This window comes from Micromonospora sp. NPDC005171, assembly GCF_040608575.1.
Lineage (GTDB): Bacteria > Actinomycetota > Actinomycetes > Mycobacteriales > Micromonosporaceae > Micromonospora.
Window position 1 is genome coordinate 405,499 of record NZ_JBEXIM010000002.1, and the last position, 15,821, is coordinate 421,319.

Sequence of the window (15,821 nt, forward strand, 5' to 3'; positions counted from 1 at the left end):
CGAACGTGAACCGGCCTCGTCACCAACCGCGCGGGGCTGCTGATCGTGGCGGACTCAGCGGGGCTGGTCGGGGTGGTCGTTGGGCTTGATGTGTTGGGTGCGGTCGGCGTCCGGCTCGGTGGGGTGGGAGATGACCTCGGTCGGGTCGGCGGACTGGCGCGGGATCGCCTGGGTGGGGTCGGCCGACGGCGGCTGCCCGAACGGCGGCGCGGCGGGCGGGGGCGTGGCCGGGGACGACGGCGCCGACTGCGGGGCGGGGTTCGCCGGCGGCGCGGCCTGGAACGGCGGCGCGGACTGCGGAAACGGCGGGGACGACTGCGGGGCCTGGAACGGCGGCGACGGCTGGCCGTACTGGCCAGCCTGCGGGTAACCACCCGACTGGCCCGGGGCCGGCCAACCGCCCTGCGGCTGCGGCCAGCCCGGCTGCGGCTGGCCATAGACGCCCGGCTGGGGCTTGGGTCGCGGCACGTAGTAGTGGGCGCGCCAGATGGTGTAGACCACCCACGCGGCGATCGCGAAGATCACCATCCAGGCGAACCGGGTGAGCACACCGAGCAGCGCGTCGAGCACCTCGGCCTCGGCCAACCGGCCCACCGTCCAGATCAGCATGGTCAGCGTGCCGAACAGGGCGCTGACCGCGTACTCGACGACAGCTGCCTGCGTGATCAGCTTCGCCTTCGCCAGCACCGGCGAGATGTGCGTGGCCAGCAGCACCGCCAGCAGTGGGAGACCCACCGCCTCCACCCCGATGAACGCGTAGAAGGCGCTGCCCGCCCGATCGGTGAAGGAGCTGTAGTCGTTCGGGGCGATGAGCCGGAGCAGGCCCACGAAGAGGAACACGGCGTTGGCACCCAGCAACGCGAGCGCGGCGAGCTCCCGTAGTGGCTTGGTCAGCTGGCGGGCCTGCGTCGCGTCAGCGGACGCGGGCTCGGCGGGGCTGGTCACGAGCTCCCCCTCGGGGCATGAACGGACAGGGCGACGTGAGCCTAGTCTCCCGGGCCACCGACGGATCGGAGGCGTCACGTGCGCGAGGATGGTCGACATGCGCATCGTGGTTCTGGCCGGCGGCATCGGCGGCGCCCGCTTCCTGCTCGGGGTCCGGGCGTACGCCCGTGACGTCGGCGCGGAGGTGACCGCCGTGGTCAACGTCGGCGACGACCTGTGGTTGCACGGGTTGAAGATCTGCCCCGACCTGGACAGCGTGATGTACACGCTCGGCGGGGGCGCCGACCCGGAACGGGGCTGGGGTCGGGTCGGCGAGAGTTGGACGGTCAAGCAGGAGTTGGCCGCGTACGGGGCACAGCCGACCTGGTTCGGCCTTGGTGACAAGGACATCGCCACCCACCTGGTCCGCAGCACCATGCTCAACGGCGGTTACCCGTTGAGCGCGGTCACCGAGGCGCTGGCCAGCCGCTGGGAGCCGGGCGTGCGCCTGTTGCCGGCGACGGACGACCGTCTGGAGACCCATGCCGTGGTCGAGGACGACCAGGGTCAGCGGGCGATCCACTTCCAGGAGTGGTGGGTGCGGTTCCGGGCCGACATCCCCACTCAGCGGTTCGTGTTCGTCGGCGCGGAGACGGCGAAGCCGGCACCGGGGGTGCTGGACGCGATCGCCTCGGCCGACCTGGTGCTGATCGCGCCGAGCAACCCGGTGGTGAGCGTCGCGCCGGTGCTGGCCGTACCGGGGCTGCGTGAGGCCGTGGCGGACGGCGCGGCGCCAGTGGTGGGTGTCTCCCCGATCATCGGCGGCGCGCCGGTGCGGGGGATGGCCGACCGCTGTCTGGCCGTGCTCGGTGTCGAGTGCAGCGCGGCGGGGGTGGGTGGCCTCTACGGCGGCCGGGCCAGCGGCGGTCTGCTCGACGGTTGGCTGGTTGCCGAGGAGGACGCGGGCACTGTGGTGCCCGAGGTGACGGTCCGCGCGGTGCCGCTGCGGATGACCGACGAGGCGGCGACGGCGGCTATGGTCCGCGCCGCGGTGGAGTTGACGTGAGGCTGGAGATTCTGCCGGTGCTCGGCATCGGCCACGTGACCGAGGGCGACGACCTGGCCGCGGTGATCGCGACCGCGGCGCCGTGGCTGCGCAACGGCGACGTGCTGGTGGTGACCAGCAAGATCGTTTCCAAGGCGGAGGGGCGGCTGGTCGACGTGCCGGCGGACGGGCCGGAACGGCTGGCCGCACGGGACGAGGTCCTGGCCGGTGAGACCGCCCGGGTGGTCGCCAGCCGGGGGGCGACCCGGATCGTGCAGACCCATCACGGCTTCGTGATGGCCTCGGCGGGGATCGACGCGTCGAACGTGGACAAGACCCAACTGGTGCTGCTGCCCGTCGACCCAGACGCCTCGGCGCGGGCGCTGCGGGACGCGCTGCGGGAACGCTACGACCTGGACCTGGCCGTGATCATCAGCGACACGATGGGCCGGCCCTGGCGCAACGGGCTCACCGACGTGGCGCTCGGCGTGGCCGGAATGCCCGCCATCCGCGACCACCGGGGCGAGGTCGACCCGTACGGCAACGAGTTGCAGTTGACCCAGATGGCAGTGGTGGACGAGCTGGCGGGCGCCGGCGAGCTGATCAAGGGCAAGTGCGATCAGGTCCCGGTCGCGGTGGTGCGGGGTTACCTGCCCGCCACCGACGCCGATGACGCTGGCGGCGCGCGGGCGCTGATCCGTGACGCGGCACAGGACCTGTTCTCGCTCGGTACCGCCGAGGCCCGCGCCGCCGGGCTGTCCGACGCCGCCACCCTGGCCGACGGTCCCGGCCCGACACCTGCCGACCTGGGCGCGGTGCGACGGGCGATCGACGCGGTCGCCGGGGTGGTCGCCCCCGGCACGGTTTTCACCCTGGTCGACGAGGCCGAGGTACGCGCCGGTCTGGTCGCCGAGATGCCCGGGTGGCCGGAGGGCGCCGCCCTGCTGCTCGGCTCGGCCCCGACGCCCGTCGAGCCGATCGGGCTGGTCCGCTTCGGCGCCGACCTGCACCGGCTGCGCGTCGCCCTGGCCGCCGAGGGCGTCGGGTCGACCCTGTTGCCGCCACCGCCCGGCAGCCCGGCGAGCGCCGCGCTCGCCCTGTAGCCCGGCGAGCGCCGCCCTCGCCCGGAAGCCCGGGAGCGAGCTGAAGCCCAGGCCCGGAAGCCCGGCGAGCGCTGCACTCACCCGGAAGGCCGGGGAGCGCGCTGAACCCCGAGGACGCCGCGCCCGTCCGGTGCCGGAACGGCCGGGTCACGCGTCCAGCATGGCCCGGCCCAGCGGGGTCAACGTGTGCAGCACGCTATTGCGTTCGCGGTGGCTGACCAGCAGGCCAGCGTTACGCAGCACAGTGGCGTGCTGGCTCGCCGCCGCGGGTGAGATGTTGAGCTGGCGGGCGACCTCGCCGGTGGTGCAGCCCTCGTCGCTGGCCTGCAACACCGCCGCCCTGGTGCGGCCCAGCAGCGCGGCGAGTGACTCGCGGGCAGCACCGGACGCGGGCCCGCCGTTGGCGTCGGGCGACACCAGCGCGCCCAGCCGGTCCACCGGGTAGACCAGCACCGGTGGCAGCGCCGGGTCGAGCAGTGCGACAGGGGTGGCCGCGCAGAAGAACGACGGCACCAGCAGCAACCCCCGGCCGTCCAGGTGCAGCTCCCGGCTGTGCGGATAACTCCGGACCTCCAGCACCCCGCTCTCCCAGCGCATGGCCGGCCGGAGGCTCGCGAGCAGGCCCTCGACACCGTCGTCGAGCAGCGCCCGCGCCCGCCGGGCGCGGTCCGCCGCCACCGCGGCCTGGATCCGACTCCAGTACGGGCTGATCGCCAGCGCCCGGTACTGCTCCATCGAGGCGGCCAGGTGGTGCAGCGCCGACACCTCTCCCCGGGCCAGCGCGGCCGCCGAGGAGGGCAGCTGATTCTCGGCGGCCAGCACGCTCAGGTCGCGGTGCAGCAACTCGGCGGGCGTACGGCGGAGCGCGTCCAGCCCGGCCTCGAAGCCCTCGACGCTGGCGTACGGGGTGAGGAAGTCGGGGAAGTAACCGCGTGGTGGGTTCAACGCGAAGAGCAGACGCAGCTGCTCGGAGGCGGCGTCCTGGCGCAGATCCCGGGCCACGCTGCGCCGCCAGTTGGCCGTCAACGGGTCGCGGGTGCGGCCGCGCAGCACGTGCAGGCTGAGGACCAGCTCCCAGACCGGGTCCGCCGCCGGCGCCACCCGGGTCCGGAGGATGTCCTCCCCAGAAAAGTGGATCTTCAGCATGGAGCGCTCCCGTGTCGCCGGCAGGGGGATGCCGGACGACCGTTCGACTCTACCTGGCCGGCAGTAATCTCCATCTTTAAGCCTGGACTGAAAAACCTCGACGCCTCCGCAGCCGGTTCGGCATGCTTCCCATGCCCGAACACGGCACCGCGCGTCCTGGACGCCCGCGCTGCCGGGGCACCGGGACCGGGGAGGCCCCGGTGATCGGACGGCACCACGAGGGTCTGCGGCCCTTGCTCCGCGGAGGTGCCGTCCGGTCATCCGCCCCCCCGGCGCCGACTCAGCCGACCCAGAGCGCGACCCGATGGTCCTCGTCGGTGACGTAGAACGGCCGCCCGTCCAGCTCCGCCACCCCCTCGACGTGGTGGAACGGCGCCATGTCCGCCACTTCCTCCCCGACGAGTCGACGCTCGTCGCCCGCCGCGCCGCCGGGAAGCCGGAAGCGGACGTGCCGGGAGGTGACCTCGCCCCCACCCGGATGGTCGTCGAGCAGGACCGACCCCTTGCCCAGCGCGTCGATCGAGCCGATCACGGCCGCGTACCCGCCGTCCACCGTCGGGGTGATCGCGCGGAAGCCGGTCAGCTGCCCGGGCGGGGTGACACCGGTCAACACGTACGCGCCCAACGCCTGCGGCCACGCCGGCTCGGCAGTGAACATGCCCGGCACACCGGCCACCTCGACCAGGATCGGCTCACCGGCGTCGGTGACCGGGAAACGCAGCCCGAGCAGCACCGTCCCGGCCGGGGTGAAGGCCGCCGCCTCCACGTTCAACGGCAGGTCGTCCGGGGTCAGCCGGCTCACCCAGCTCTTCTCCCGGACGGTCCCCCGCGCCAGCGTCTCCACGATGAACCGTTCCCGCACCCGGTCCCCCGCCGGCAGAAGTGTCAACGGCGACGCGGCGAGGGCGTCGTTCACCGCCCGGTGCAGTCGGAACGAGTTGCGCACCACGTGCACCGGCACCGGCCCGACTGCCGCGTCGTCCTCGCGGAACCGGGCCACGAAGGCCCGCCGAGGTCGCAGCGGGCCAGCCTTCGAGCCGAAGTGGGAGCCGAAGACGTACACCCAGCCGTCGTGGTGGGCGAGCGCCTCACCGTCCTCGGTCCGTCCGTTCTCCACACCGGCATCGGCGCGCACGTGCCGGGCCGTCCACTCGCCGTCGGTGCGCTCCAGCAGCAGCGCGAGGCAGCGCTCCACCGGCCCCTCGTCCAGCACCGTCCAGAAGCCCCGCCTGGCGTCGTACGCGCGCAGCAACGCCGCAGACCGCACCGGCAAGAGATCGCTGGCCTCGTTACCGGCTACCACGAATTCGACGAGTCGCAGGGTCACCGGGCCAGCGTACGGAGCACACGCTCGTACAGTGGCGGGGTGCCTGACACCGTGATCACCGGCCCGAGCGCCCAGACGACCGACCCCGAGACGTACGCGGCGCTGCACGCCGACGCCACCGCGTTGCTGGAGGGCTGGCAGCCCACCAGCCCGGACGCGGCCAACGCGCGGGACCGGACCCTCGCGCTGCTCGCCGCCGGCCCGGTGGCGATGAGCCGGCAACACCGCCCGGGGCACATCACCGCCAGCACGCTGGTGCTGGACTCCGCCGGCTCCCGGGTGCTGCTGTGCCTGCACGCCAAATTCGGGCGTTGGGTGCAGCTCGGCGGGCACTGCGAGCCGACCGACCAGACCCTGGTCGCCGCCGCGCTCCGCGAGGCAACCGAGGAGTCCGGCATCGCCGGCCTGCGCATCGACCCGGTGCCGATCGACGTGGACGTGCACCAGGTGCAGTGTCAGGGCGGCTCGGCGCACTACGACGTCCGGTTCGCGGTGCTCGCCCCGCCGTCGGCGGTGGAGCAGGTCAGTGACGAGGCCGAGGAGCTGGGCTGGTTCCCACCGGACCAGCTGCCCGAGCCGCTGGCCGGCGGGACCGCCCAACTTGTCGCACCGGCCCTCGCGGCCCTCAGACGTAGCCCTCTTCGCCTCGCTCCTTGAGCTCGTCGACCAGGGACTTGACGTCCTGCGCCCGGTCGCGCGGGCAGACCAGCACCGCGTCCGGGGTGTCCACCACGATCAGGTCACGCAGACCGAGGACGGCCACCAACCGACCCGACTGCGGCACGACCACGAGGTTGCTGCTGTCCCGCAGCAGGACGCCCGGCTTGGCCTCCGTGCCGAGCACCACGTTGTTCGCCTCGTCGGCCGGTAACACGTCGCCGAGGGTGTGGAAGTCACCGACGTCGTTCCAGCCGAAGTCACCGGGCACCGTCGCGACCCGGCCTGCCGTGGCCGCGCCCTCCATCACCGCGTAGTCCACGGAGATCTTCGGCAGGGTCGGCCAGATCGCGCCGAGGACCTCGTCCTGCTCCGGGGTGCCCCAGGCGGCGGCGATCGCCGCGACGCCGGCGTGCATCGCCGGCTGCTGGCGGGCCAGCTCGGCGAGGAAGACGTCGACCCGCCACACGAACATGCTCGCGTTCCACAGGTGCCGGCCCGAACGGACGTACGCCTCGGCGACCTCGGCGGCCGGCTTCTCCTTGAACTCGGCCACCTGCCGCCACGGCACACCCTCGGTCGGATCGCCGGTCTCCAGGTAGCCGTAGCCGGTCTCCGCGCGGGTCGGGGTGATGCCGACGGTCATCAGCATGCCCTGCTCGGCGCCGCGGACCGCCTCCTGCACCGTGCAGACCCAGCTGTCCGGGTCGCGGATCAGGTGGTCGGCCGCGAAGCTGCCCATCACCGCGTTCGGGTCGCGCGCCGCGATCACTGCCGCGGCCAACGCGATCGCCGCGCAGGAATCCCGGGGAGAGGGCTCGACCAGGATGTTCTCCTCCGGCAGCACGGTCAACTGCCGGGCCACCGCCGTGACGTGCGCGGCACCGGTGACCACAAGGGTCCGATCCGGTGTGGTCAGCGGCGCGAGCCGTTCCACGGTCGCCTGGAGCAGCGAGGCGCTGGTACCGGTCAGCGGGTGGAGGAACTTGGGATGGCCAGCGCGGGACAACGGCCACAACCTCGTGCCACTGCCACCTGCCGGAATGACCGCATAGAGCATCCGCACATCATGCCCGACGTACCTGCCGGAAGTGGCCCGGGTCACCGGCAGCGGTGCGGAGGGTCAGGAGCGGGCGCGACTCCACGCGGCGATGTGCACCTCGGCGCTGGACTCCCAGGTGAACTCCTTGGCCCGGTCGAACCCCGCCTTCGCCAGCGACAACCGCCGCTGCTCGTCGTCGAGCAGGGCGGCCAGGTCGGTGGCGATCTGCTCCGGGTCCTCCGAGGTGTACGCGACCGCGTCGCCGCCCACCTCGGGCAACGAGAGCCGAGGCGTGGTCAGCACCGGGGCGGCGCACGCCATCGCCTCCAGGATCGGCAGCCCGAACCCTTCGCCGTAGGACGGGTACGCGGCGACCAGGGCACCGCCGAGGAAGCCTGGCAGGTCGGCGTAGCGCAGGTAGCCGGGGCGCAGCAGACGCAGGTGCGACGGGACCTCGGCCACCGCCCGGTCGATGTCGTCGTCGTGCCCCTGCCCACCGGCGATCACCAGTGCCGGCGGGTCGGCGCGGTCGGCCACCGCGCGCGCCCACCCACGGATCAGGTTGGGCACGTTCTTGCGGGGCTCCTTGGCGCCGAGGAAGGCGACGTAGCTGCTGTTGCCCAGCCCCAGACGGGCGCGTACCCGGGCCTTCTCCTCCTCGGTGGGAGCGTGGAAGGCAGCCTGGTCGACGCCGTGGTAGGCCACGTCGATCCGGGTGGGGTCGGCGTCGAGCAGCCGGATCAGCTCGTCGCGGGTGGCCTTGCTGGGCACGATCACCCGGTTGGCGCGCCGCATCGAGGTCTTGATGGCGCTGCGGAAGAACGTGCGGCGGGACTTGTCGTAGTGCTCCGGCTCGGTGAAGAACGTCGCGTCGTGCACGGTGACCGTGACCGGGCATCCGGCCCGCAGCGGGCAGGTGTAGAAGGGCGAGTGCAGCACGTGCGCGCCGACCTGCTGGGCGAGCAGCGGCAGGCCGGTCTGCTCCCAGGCGAGCCGGGCCGGGCGGTGCGCCACGGCGGCCGGGGCGGGGATGATCTCCGCGCCGGGCAGCATGCGGGTGTAACGCTCCAGATCGGTGCGGAGGCTGACCACCGCCAGCTCCACCCCCGACCCGCACACCTTGCCGAGGGCACCGAGCAGACCGTCGACGTATCGACCGACACCACCACGGTCGGCGGGGACACTCGTGGCGTCGATGAGCACGCGGGGCGGGCGACCGGCGGTCACGGGGCGACTCCTTGTAATGGCGGGTCTGTGGGGAACAACACTCCGGGGGTCAAGCCTACGCCGGGGCGCGGGGCCGACGCTGACTGCGACCCGACGGTACGCCGACTTGTCATCGTCATCGAGTACGGCCCGCAGGGGCGTATCGTTCGCGCCGATGGCCGACAACATTGCCCGGGTGTTCGCCGACGCGATCGCGACCGACCCGACCCGACCGCTGCTCACCTGGTACGACGACGCCACCGGCGACCGCACCGAACTTTCCGGCGCCACCCTGGCCAACTGGGTGGCGAAGACCGCCAACCTTCTCGTCGACGAGGTAGGCCTCGCGCCGGGCACCCCGGCCGGGGTGCTGCTGCCGCCACACTGGCAGACCGCTGCGGTGCTGCTGGGCTGCTGGTCGGCCAAGCTGAGCGTGGTCGACACACCTGGCGACGTGGGGGTGCTCTTCGCCGCCGTCGACCAGTTCGACCAGGCCCAGTCCTGGTCGGCCGACGAGCGGTACGCCCTCGGGCTGGCCCCGCTCGCTGCCCCGCTACGGCAGGTGCCGCCCGGGTTCGCCGACTACGTCGTCGAGGTACGCGGGCACGGTGACGACTTCACTCCGCAGTCCGGTCCGGGCCCCACGGACGCGCACCTGCTGAGCCGCGCCGAGGCCCGCGCCACCGAGTTGGGCATCGAGCCCGGCGCGCGAATCTTCGTGGACGCCACCCGCTACCCCGACCCTGTCGACTGGCTCCTGGCTCCGCTGACCCGGGCCGCCACGGTGGTCCTCTGCGCCAACCAGGACCCGGCCCGGCTGGCCGACAGGCTGACCACCGAGAGAGTCACGCACTCCCTGCGGTAGTCCAATCGCCGTGCCCTGGGAGAGGTCGACGTCTGCGGCCCCGCGAGTGGGCCGAGTAGGTGTTGTTGCGCCCTTTGCTCTGCTGCGCGGACGCGAACCAGGGTGGGGACGGGACCGCCTCAGCCCAGCGCGGGAGGTGTCACGCGGGGGTGCTGTCCGTGGCTCGGCGCTGGGCGAGGGCGGCGAACGCTGTCAGCGACTCCGGGTTGGCCAGCGCGCCCTTCGCCGCGGCCTGGTCGACAGGGGTGCCGGTGAGGATCTTCTTGACCGGCACCTCCAGCTTCTTCGCCGAGAGGGTACGAGGCACCGACCGCACCTGGTGGATCTCGTCGGGCACGTGCCGGGGTGAGAGCGCAGTCCGCAGTTCACGGCAGATCTTCGCGCGCATCGGGTCGTCCAACTCCAGACCCTCGGCCAGCACCACGAAGAGCAGCAGCTCACCGGCACCGCCCTCGTCGTCCTCCAGGTGGACGACCACCGAGTCGAGCACCTCGTCGAGCCCCTCCACCACCGAGTAGAATTCGGCGGTGCCGAGGCGTACCCCGCCGCGGTTGAGGGTGGCGTCGGAACGCCCGGTGATCACGCAGCCACCGCGCTCGTTGATGGTGATCCAGTCACCGTGCCGCCAGACGCCCGGGTAGACGTCGAAGTACGCCTCGCGGTAGCGGGTGCCGTCCGGGTCGTTCCAGAAGCCCACCGGCATGCTCGGCATCGGTTCGGTGATCACCAACTCGCCCAGCTCGCCGATGACCGGGGTGCCGTCGGCGGAACGGGCCTCCACCTTGGCGCCCAACGCCCGGCAGGCGATCTCACCGGCGTACACCGGCAGCAGCGGGACCCCACCGACGAAACCGGTGCACACGTCGGTGCCACCGGAGAGCGACTGGAGCTGGAGCTGGTCGCCGACGGTCTCGTACACCCAGCGGAAGCCCTCGGCGGGCAGCGGCGCGCCGGTGGAACCCACGCCGCGCAGCGCCGACAGGTCGGCGACGTCCCGGGGAACCAACCCGGCCTTGCGGCAGGCCAGCAGGTACGGCGCGGAGGTGCCGAAGTACGTCGTCCCGGTCTCCGCCGCCAACCGCCACAGCCCGCCGAGGTCGGGCTCAGCCGGCCGGCCGGGCTCCGCCCGGACCCCGGGGTTGCCGTCGAAGAGCACGATGGCCGCACCCACCGCCGGGCCGGAGACCAGGAAGTTCCACATCATCCAGCCGGTGGTGGTGAACCAGAAGAACCGGTCCGCCGGGCCCAGGTCGTGGTGCAGGGCGAGCATCTTCAGGTGCTCCAGCAGGATGCCGCCGTGGCCGTGCACGATCGGCTTCGGCAGGCCGGTGGTGCCCGAGGAGTAGAGGACGTAGAGCGGGTGGTCGAACGGCACCGGCGTGAACGTCAACGGCTCGTCGGTGGGCGCGGCCAGTTCGGCCCAGCTCAGCGCGCCCTCGGGCGCGGGCGCTGTCGGGTCGAGGTAGCCGATGCTGACTGTGTGTCGCAGCGACGGCAGGGCGGCCCGGATCGCGGCCACCTCGGCACGTCGGTCCACCGGCTTGTCGCCGTACCGGTAGCCGTCCACGGCGACCAGCACTGTCGGTTCGATCTGCTGCCAGCGGTCGGTGACGCTACGGGTGCCGAATTCCGGCGCGCAGGACGAGAAGATTGCGCCCAGGCTGGCGGTGGCCAGCAGCAGGACGTACGTCTCAGCGATGTTCGGGGCGTACGCCGCCACCCGGTCACCGGCGGTGACGCCGAGCCGGCGCAGCCCGGCCGACACCCGGCGGACCTGCTCGCGCAGCTCCCTGGCGGTCAGCGTGACCGGCGCCCGGGTCTGCCCGTGGGAGATCACCACCGAATCGTCGTCGGCCCGCCCCGGCATCCGCAGCACGTTCTCGGCGTAGTTGAGCGTGGCGCCGGGGAACCAACGCGCGCCGGGCATCCCCCGCTCGGCCAGGGTGGCGGTCGGCGGGGTGTGCGCGATCACCTCGAAGTGGTCCCAGATCGAGCTCCAGAACCCGTCCAGGTCGGTGGTGGACCAGCGCCACAGCGCGTCGTAGTCGGCGAAGTCCAACCCGCGGTGCTCCCGCAGCCAGCGCAGGTAGGCACCGATCCGGGACCGCTCGCGTACGTCCGCCGGCGGCGTCCACAGCATGTCACCCACTGCTCCACCCTCCCCCTGGCCCGACACGACACTGTGACTGGGCCGTGGCGCCATCTTGCCCTACCTCGAAGCGCCATTCTGCGCACCGGGTAGGCCAACCGACGCGTGCCCGTCCCACACTCCACCCCGCCAACTCATGTGGGTCAGCCAGCGCGGTGAGCCTGGATGGCGCGGCGGCGGGCGAGACGGTGCGCTCGGCGGATCTCCGCCTCCTTGTACCGGCGCTCGTCCTCCGCCGTCTCCGGCAGCACCGGGCGGACCGCCCGCGGCGCCCCACCCACGTCCACACCGACGAAGACCAGGTACGCGGTGGCCACCCGCACCGGCGCGTCCTCGGCCGAGTCCCACCGCTCGGCGACCACCCGCACGCCCACCTCCATCGAGGTCTGGCCGGTCCAGTTGACCTGGGCGTGCGCGTGCACCAGGTCGCCGACCCGGACCGCCTCGGAGAAGACGATCTCGTCGATCGCCGCGGTCACCGCGGTTCCGCCGCTGTGTCGGGCGGCAGCGGCCCCGGCCACATCGTCGACGAACTTCATCAGAACCCCGCCGTGCACGGTGCCGTAGAGGTTCACGTCCACCGCGGTCATGATCTTGCTGAGAGTGACGCGCGAGTACGACGTCGGCTTGCCGTTCGGAGCGGCGGAGAGGTGCTCAGTCATGGCGAAAACGGTACGGTGCGCGGATGCGACATCTCTGGAGCTTCCTCGCCGGGCTGGTGGTGGCGCCCATCACCTGGGTGCTGGTCACACTGGGGCAGGACGGGTCGAGCCGGACGGTCGACCGCTGGGTGGAGATCGGCACGTTCAACACCGCCAACCTGATCGAGCCGGCCGTTTACCTCGGTGTCGGCGGTGTCCTGCTGGGCCTGCTGGGCACGCTGCGCTTCTCGCCGCTGGGCCCGATGGTGGCCGGGGCGCTGCTGGTCACCCCGTACATCGGGATGTTCGTGGCGCCCTTCTCGGTGCGGGACGCGATCCCGCACGAGTGGAAGGTGTTCGGCGATCCGCTGCCGCTACGACTGCCAGTGGAGAACGGCACGCTCTTCCTGATCGGCCTGCTGCTGCTGATGGCGGCGTTCAGCCAACAGCGTTGGCGGCAGTGGCCGAGCGCGGCGACCGAACCGGCCACGGCACCCACCCCCGCGTCGGACGGAGGCCCCCGCGACGACGACTTCACAATGACCGACTGGCCGGCCCCGGCGCCCACCGAGCGCGACAACGCGCCACTCACTCTGGGTTACCCGGCCGACTCGACACCTACCGAACCGTTGCCCCGCCGGGTGGGCGGCGAATCACCCTGGTCCGCCCCACCGCGCGGTCAGCCGCGCCCCGAGGACACCACCGAGATCCGCTGATCGTCAGGGCGGGCCGGTGGACCGGCCCGCCCTCCGTCTCTTCCGGGCTAGTGCAGCGCGACCGCCAGGTCCGGGTCGACGGTGCCGAGACTGGCGCGGGGCACGACGAGCAGCATGACGACCAGTGCGGCGGCCATGCCGCCCGCGATGACGATCGCCATCGGCACGCTTCCGGTGCCGAACAGACCGGCCAGCGGCGCCGACACCGCGCCGATGCCGAACTGCACCGCGCCGAGCAGCGCCGCGGCGGTGCCAGCGGCCTCGCTGTGCCGGCTCATGGCCAGCGCCGGCGCGTTCGGCAGGGCGAGGCCGGCTGCGGCCAGGACCAGCCACAGTGACGCAAGCAGGGTGCCCAGGCCACCGAAGCCGGTCGCCGCGAACATGACCAGCAGCAGGCCGGCCGCCGTGCCGGCGATCAGGGCGCTGACCAGGATCTGCCGCGGGGTGTAGCGGCGCAGCAGTCGCACGTTGAACTGGGTGGCCCCGATCAGGCCCACCGCGCCGGCACCGAAGGCGATGCCGAACTGCTGCTCGTCGAGGCCGTACTCCTGCTGGAGCACGAACGACGAACCCGAGACGTACGCGAACAGGGCCGCCATCGCCAGCCCGGCGACCAGTACCAGGCCGACGAACGCCCGGTCGTTGACCAACCCCCGGTAGTCGCGCAGGGTGGCGCGCACCCCGCCGTGCCGCCGACGCGCCATCGGAAGGGTCTCCGGGAGCCGGACCGCGGCCACGACGATCAACAGCGCGCCCAGCACCGCCAACGCCGCGAAGACACCCCGCCAGTCGGTCCAGCTCAGCAGGCCACTGCCCAGCGTCGGCGCGAGGATGGGCGCCAGGCCCATGACGAGCATCAGCCGGGAGAAGATCCGGGCGAAGGAGGCCCCGCTGAACAGGTCGCGGACCACCGCCGTCGCGACCACGGTGGCCGCCGCGACGCCGAGCCCCTGGAGTACGCGCAGCCCTCCGAGCACCGCGATGTTGGGCGCGAAGACGCACAGCACGGAGGCCACGATGTGCGCGGCCAACCCGGCCAGCAACGGCATCCGCCGCCCGACCACGTCGGAGAGCGGCCCGATCAGCAGTTGGCCCAACGCGAGGCCGACGAGCGTGCCGGTCAGCGTCAACTGCACCGCGGTCTCGGTGGTCTGCAGGCCCGCCGTGATCGCGGGCAGCGCGGGCAGGTACATGTCGATGGTCAACGGGCCGATCGCGATCAACGCGCCCAGCACGAGGACGAGTTGCGCCCGCTGACGGTTGGTCATCAGGTCGCCGGGCAGCACCTCCTGCACGACGGCGGGCTCGGGTCCGGTCTTCTCCACCAGCTGCTTCATCATCTCGATCTCTCTGCGGGTGCGTCGTCACGAGCGGCGGCGCGGGGCGTCACCGGGACCGCGGGGACGCGGCGGCACGGCGTGGGGTGCCCGGACGGTGGGCAGCGTGGACGTGACGAGGCAGGGGTCGTGGCGGGGGCGGCCGGGTGGGGCGATCATCCGAGGGTGATTCTCTCGTTCGGCAACACCTCGGCGGCGGGTGACGTTCCCGGTGTGTGGGGAGTCACCCCGCCCCGCCCAACCTCGCCGTGTGTGACCAGGGTCACAACGAAATCAGAACCGGGGTCGGGGCACGGGTCGTCTTGCCAGGTGTGAAACGAAGTCTGGACGGGCTCGACGAGGGTGAACTCCTTCGCCGCGTCGCGCGGGGCGACCGGCGCGCGTTCGACGCGCTGTACCGGCGTACCGCCCCGTGGTTGACCGCGCGACTGCGTCGGCGCTGCGCCGACGAGGACGTGGTGGCCGAGGTGCTGCAGGAGACGTACCTGGCGGTCTGGCGGTCTGCCGGCAGTCAGGCGCAGGCCTCCGTATCCGGCAGCGCGGTGGGCTGGTTGTGGACGATCGCCGCGCACCGGCTGATCGACGCGTTCCGCCACCGGGCCCGACGGGAGCGGGTCCCGTCGGTGCGGACCTTCGAGACCGTGGCGCCGGCGGCCGAGGACGAGGCGCTGGCCGGCGGGTTGGACGCCAACCTGGAGCGGGCCCTGCACGAGCTGCCTGCGGAACTCCGTCAGGTGCTGCGCTCGATGGTCCTGGACGGGTTGACCGCGCGGGAGACCGCGCTGCTGCTCGGCATGCCGGAAGGGACAGTGAAAACCCGCGCCCGCCGGGCCCGAATCGCCCTCCGGGAGGCGCTGTCATGACCACTCACCCGACGCCCACCCTCATCTCCCAGTACGCCTCCGGTGACGCCGACGTCGACGACACGGCCATCTGGGCGGTCGAGGCGCATCTGGAAACCTGCGCCGCCTGCCGAGCGGTGCTGGCCGACGCCGTCGACCCGGGCACGCGGGATCTGCTGGACCGGGTGGCGGACGACATCGCCACCGGCATCGCCACCGGCCCGGGTCCGGTACGCCGTCATTTGCTGCTGCGCACCGGGGTCGCCGCACGGGTCCTGCCCTGGCTGGTCACCGCCACCGGGCTGATGCTGGCCGCCGCCCTGTTCGAGTGGACGTTCGACAGCCTGCCGTCGCTGGTGCTGCTGATCGCGCCGGTGGCGCCACTGCTGCCGGTGGCCGCGGTCTGGAGCCGACGCCTCGACCCGGCCTGGGAGTTGACGGCCACCATGCCCCGCACCGGCTTGGCGCTGCTGATGCGCCGCACGTTGGGGGTGCTGTCGGCGGTGATACCGGTGCTGGCGGTGGCGGGCTGGGTCACCGGACACTCCCCCGGCCTCTGGTTGCTGCCCGTCCTGGGGTTCACCGCCGGCGCGTTGGCGCTGGGCACGGTGGTGGGGGTCGACCGGGCCGCACTCGCGTTGACCGTCGCCTGGTCCGCCGGTGTGGTCGTACCCAGCCTCGCCGACGGGCGACTCCCGACGATCCTCACGGACAACAGCCTGCCGTGGTGGGCGCTGGCCACCGTGGCGTCGACGGCCGTCGCGCTGGTGCGAGCCCTGCGCCGGCCGTACGACCCGCACCAGAACCTTCTGCACCGATGA

General features: G+C 72.6%; 15 protein-coding genes. 7 read left to right on the forward strand and 8 right to left on the reverse strand.

Features of this window, described 5'->3' with window-relative positions; genetic code table 11:
• Positions 1–54: 54 nt before the first annotated feature.
• Positions 55–945 carry a hypothetical protein gene (locus tag ABZU74_RS05855; RefSeq protein ID WP_355418918.1) on the reverse strand — a complete coding sequence of 297 codons (891 nt, stop codon included), beginning with the start codon at positions 943–945 and terminating at the stop codon, positions 55–57.
• A 97-nt stretch (positions 946–1,042) separates the two neighbouring features.
• Between ABZU74_RS05855 and cofD the strand changes: the two genes are divergently transcribed.
• Together cofD and ABZU74_RS05865 are read left to right on the forward strand one after the other, a co-directional pair.
• Positions 1,043–1,990: a 2-phospho-L-lactate transferase gene (gene cofD / locus ABZU74_RS05860; protein WP_355418920.1), complete on the forward strand. Its 948-nt coding sequence runs from the start codon at positions 1,043–1,045 to the stop codon at positions 1,988–1,990.
• Positions 1,987–3,072, forward strand: a complete 1,086-nt coding sequence (locus ABZU74_RS05865; protein WP_355418922.1) for a coenzyme F420-0:L-glutamate ligase — start codon at positions 1,987–1,989, stop codon at positions 3,070–3,072. Before cofD ends, ABZU74_RS05865 begins: the two co-directional genes overlap by 4 nt.
• A 147-nt stretch (positions 3,073–3,219) precedes the next feature.
• Here the strand turns inward: ABZU74_RS05865 and ABZU74_RS05870 are convergent, their stop codons facing one another.
• On the reverse strand, positions 3,220–4,218 hold the full coding sequence (locus ABZU74_RS05870; RefSeq protein ID WP_355418924.1) for a winged helix-turn-helix domain-containing protein: 999 nt from the start codon (positions 4,216–4,218) through the stop codon (positions 3,220–3,222).
• A 280-nt stretch (positions 4,219–4,498) separates the two neighbouring features.
• Positions 4,499–5,545 carry a hypothetical protein gene (locus tag ABZU74_RS05875; protein ID WP_355418926.1) on the reverse strand — a complete coding sequence of 349 codons (1,047 nt, stop codon included), beginning with the start codon at positions 5,543–5,545 and terminating at the stop codon, positions 4,499–4,501.
• Positions 5,546–5,584: 39 nt separating this feature from the next.
• Here ABZU74_RS05875 and ABZU74_RS05880 point away from each other — a divergent pair, with 39 nt between their 5' ends.
• Positions 5,585–6,202, forward strand: coding sequence for an NUDIX hydrolase (locus ABZU74_RS05880; protein ID WP_355418928.1), 618 nt, complete (start codon positions 5,585–5,587; stop codon positions 6,200–6,202).
• Here ABZU74_RS05880 and ABZU74_RS05885 read toward each other — a convergent pair.
• A complete protein-coding gene (locus ABZU74_RS05885) occupies positions 6,171–7,262 on the reverse strand; it encodes a sugar phosphate nucleotidyltransferase (protein WP_355418930.1) in 1,092 nt (363 codons plus the stop codon). The genes ABZU74_RS05880 and ABZU74_RS05885 overlap by 32 nt on opposite strands.
• Before the next feature lie 63 nt (positions 7,263–7,325).
• Positions 7,326–8,471 (reverse strand): glycosyltransferase family 1 protein, encoded by a 1,146-nt coding sequence (locus tag ABZU74_RS05890; RefSeq protein WP_355418932.1) that lies wholly within the window; start codon positions 8,469–8,471, stop codon positions 7,326–7,328.
• Positions 8,472–8,625: 154 nt separating this feature from the next.
• On the opposite strand from ABZU74_RS05890, the gene ABZU74_RS05895 reads away from it, so the two are divergent.
• Positions 8,626–9,315 carry a TIGR03089 family protein gene (locus ABZU74_RS05895; RefSeq protein ID WP_355418934.1) on the forward strand — a complete coding sequence of 230 codons (690 nt, stop codon included), beginning with the start codon at positions 8,626–8,628 and terminating at the stop codon, positions 9,313–9,315.
• Between the two features lie 139 nt (positions 9,316–9,454).
• On the opposite strand, the gene ABZU74_RS05900 is transcribed toward ABZU74_RS05895, so the two are convergent.
• Both ABZU74_RS05900 and ABZU74_RS05905 read right to left on the reverse strand, forming a co-directional pair.
• Positions 9,455–11,464: an acetoacetate--CoA ligase gene (locus tag ABZU74_RS05900; protein ID WP_355418936.1), complete on the reverse strand. Its 2,010-nt coding sequence runs from the start codon at positions 11,462–11,464 to the stop codon at positions 9,455–9,457.
• A gap of 143 nt (positions 11,465–11,607) precedes the next feature.
• On the reverse strand, positions 11,608–12,126 hold the full coding sequence (locus ABZU74_RS05905; RefSeq protein WP_030337966.1) for a hotdog domain-containing protein: 519 nt from the start codon (positions 12,124–12,126) through the stop codon (positions 11,608–11,610).
• A gap of 23 nt (positions 12,127–12,149) precedes the next feature.
• On the opposite strand from ABZU74_RS05905, the gene ABZU74_RS05910 reads away from it, so the two are divergent.
• Positions 12,150–12,821: a hypothetical protein gene (locus ABZU74_RS05910; protein ID WP_355418938.1), complete on the forward strand. Its 672-nt coding sequence runs from the start codon at positions 12,150–12,152 to the stop codon at positions 12,819–12,821.
• Positions 12,822–12,868: 47 nt separating this feature from the next.
• On the opposite strand, the gene ABZU74_RS05915 is transcribed toward ABZU74_RS05910, so the two are convergent.
• The gene (locus ABZU74_RS05915; RefSeq protein ID WP_355418940.1) at positions 12,869–14,161 is read right to left on the reverse strand and encodes a multidrug effflux MFS transporter; all 1,293 of its coding nucleotides are present in this window, start codon (positions 14,159–14,161) and stop codon (positions 12,869–12,871) included.
• A 308-nt stretch (positions 14,162–14,469) separates the two neighbouring features.
• On the opposite strand from ABZU74_RS05915, the gene ABZU74_RS05920 reads away from it, so the two are divergent.
• Entirely contained in the window at positions 14,470–15,021 is a 552-nt protein-coding gene (locus ABZU74_RS05920; RefSeq protein WP_355418942.1) for a sigma-70 family RNA polymerase sigma factor, read from the forward strand.
• Positions 15,018–15,821: a zf-HC2 domain-containing protein gene (locus ABZU74_RS05925; protein WP_355418944.1), complete on the forward strand. Its 804-nt coding sequence runs from the start codon at positions 15,018–15,020 to the stop codon at positions 15,819–15,821. The genes ABZU74_RS05920 and ABZU74_RS05925 overlap by 4 nt, the downstream gene beginning before the upstream one ends.

What these genes read in the sequence shown, in the direction of transcription:
- cofD (WP_355418920.1), top strand. Translation starts at nt 1,043, where the DNA reads ATGCGCATCGTGGTTCTGGCCGGCGGCATCGGCGGCGCCCGCTTCCTG.
- ABZU74_RS05870 (WP_355418924.1), bottom strand. Translation starts at nt 4,218, where the DNA reads ATGCTGAAGATCCACTTTTCTGGGGAGGACATCCTCCGGACCCGGGTG.
- ABZU74_RS05885 (WP_355418930.1), bottom strand. Translation starts at nt 7,262, where the DNA reads ATGCTCTATGCGGTCATTCCGGCAGGTGGCAGTGGCACGAGGTTGTGG.
- ABZU74_RS05895 (WP_355418934.1), top strand. Translation starts at nt 8,626, where the DNA reads ATGGCCGACAACATTGCCCGGGTGTTCGCCGACGCGATCGCGACCGAC.
- ABZU74_RS05905 (WP_030337966.1), bottom strand. Translation starts at nt 12,126, where the DNA reads ATGACTGAGCACCTCTCCGCCGCTCCGAACGGCAAGCCGACGTCGTAC.
- ABZU74_RS05910 (WP_355418938.1), top strand. Translation starts at nt 12,150, where the DNA reads ATGCGACATCTCTGGAGCTTCCTCGCCGGGCTGGTGGTGGCGCCCATC.
- ABZU74_RS05915 (WP_355418940.1), bottom strand. Translation starts at nt 14,161, where the DNA reads ATGATGAAGCAGCTGGTGGAGAAGACCGGACCCGAGCCCGCCGTCGTG.
- ABZU74_RS05925 (WP_355418944.1), top strand. Translation starts at nt 15,018, where the DNA reads ATGACCACTCACCCGACGCCCACCCTCATCTCCCAGTACGCCTCCGGT.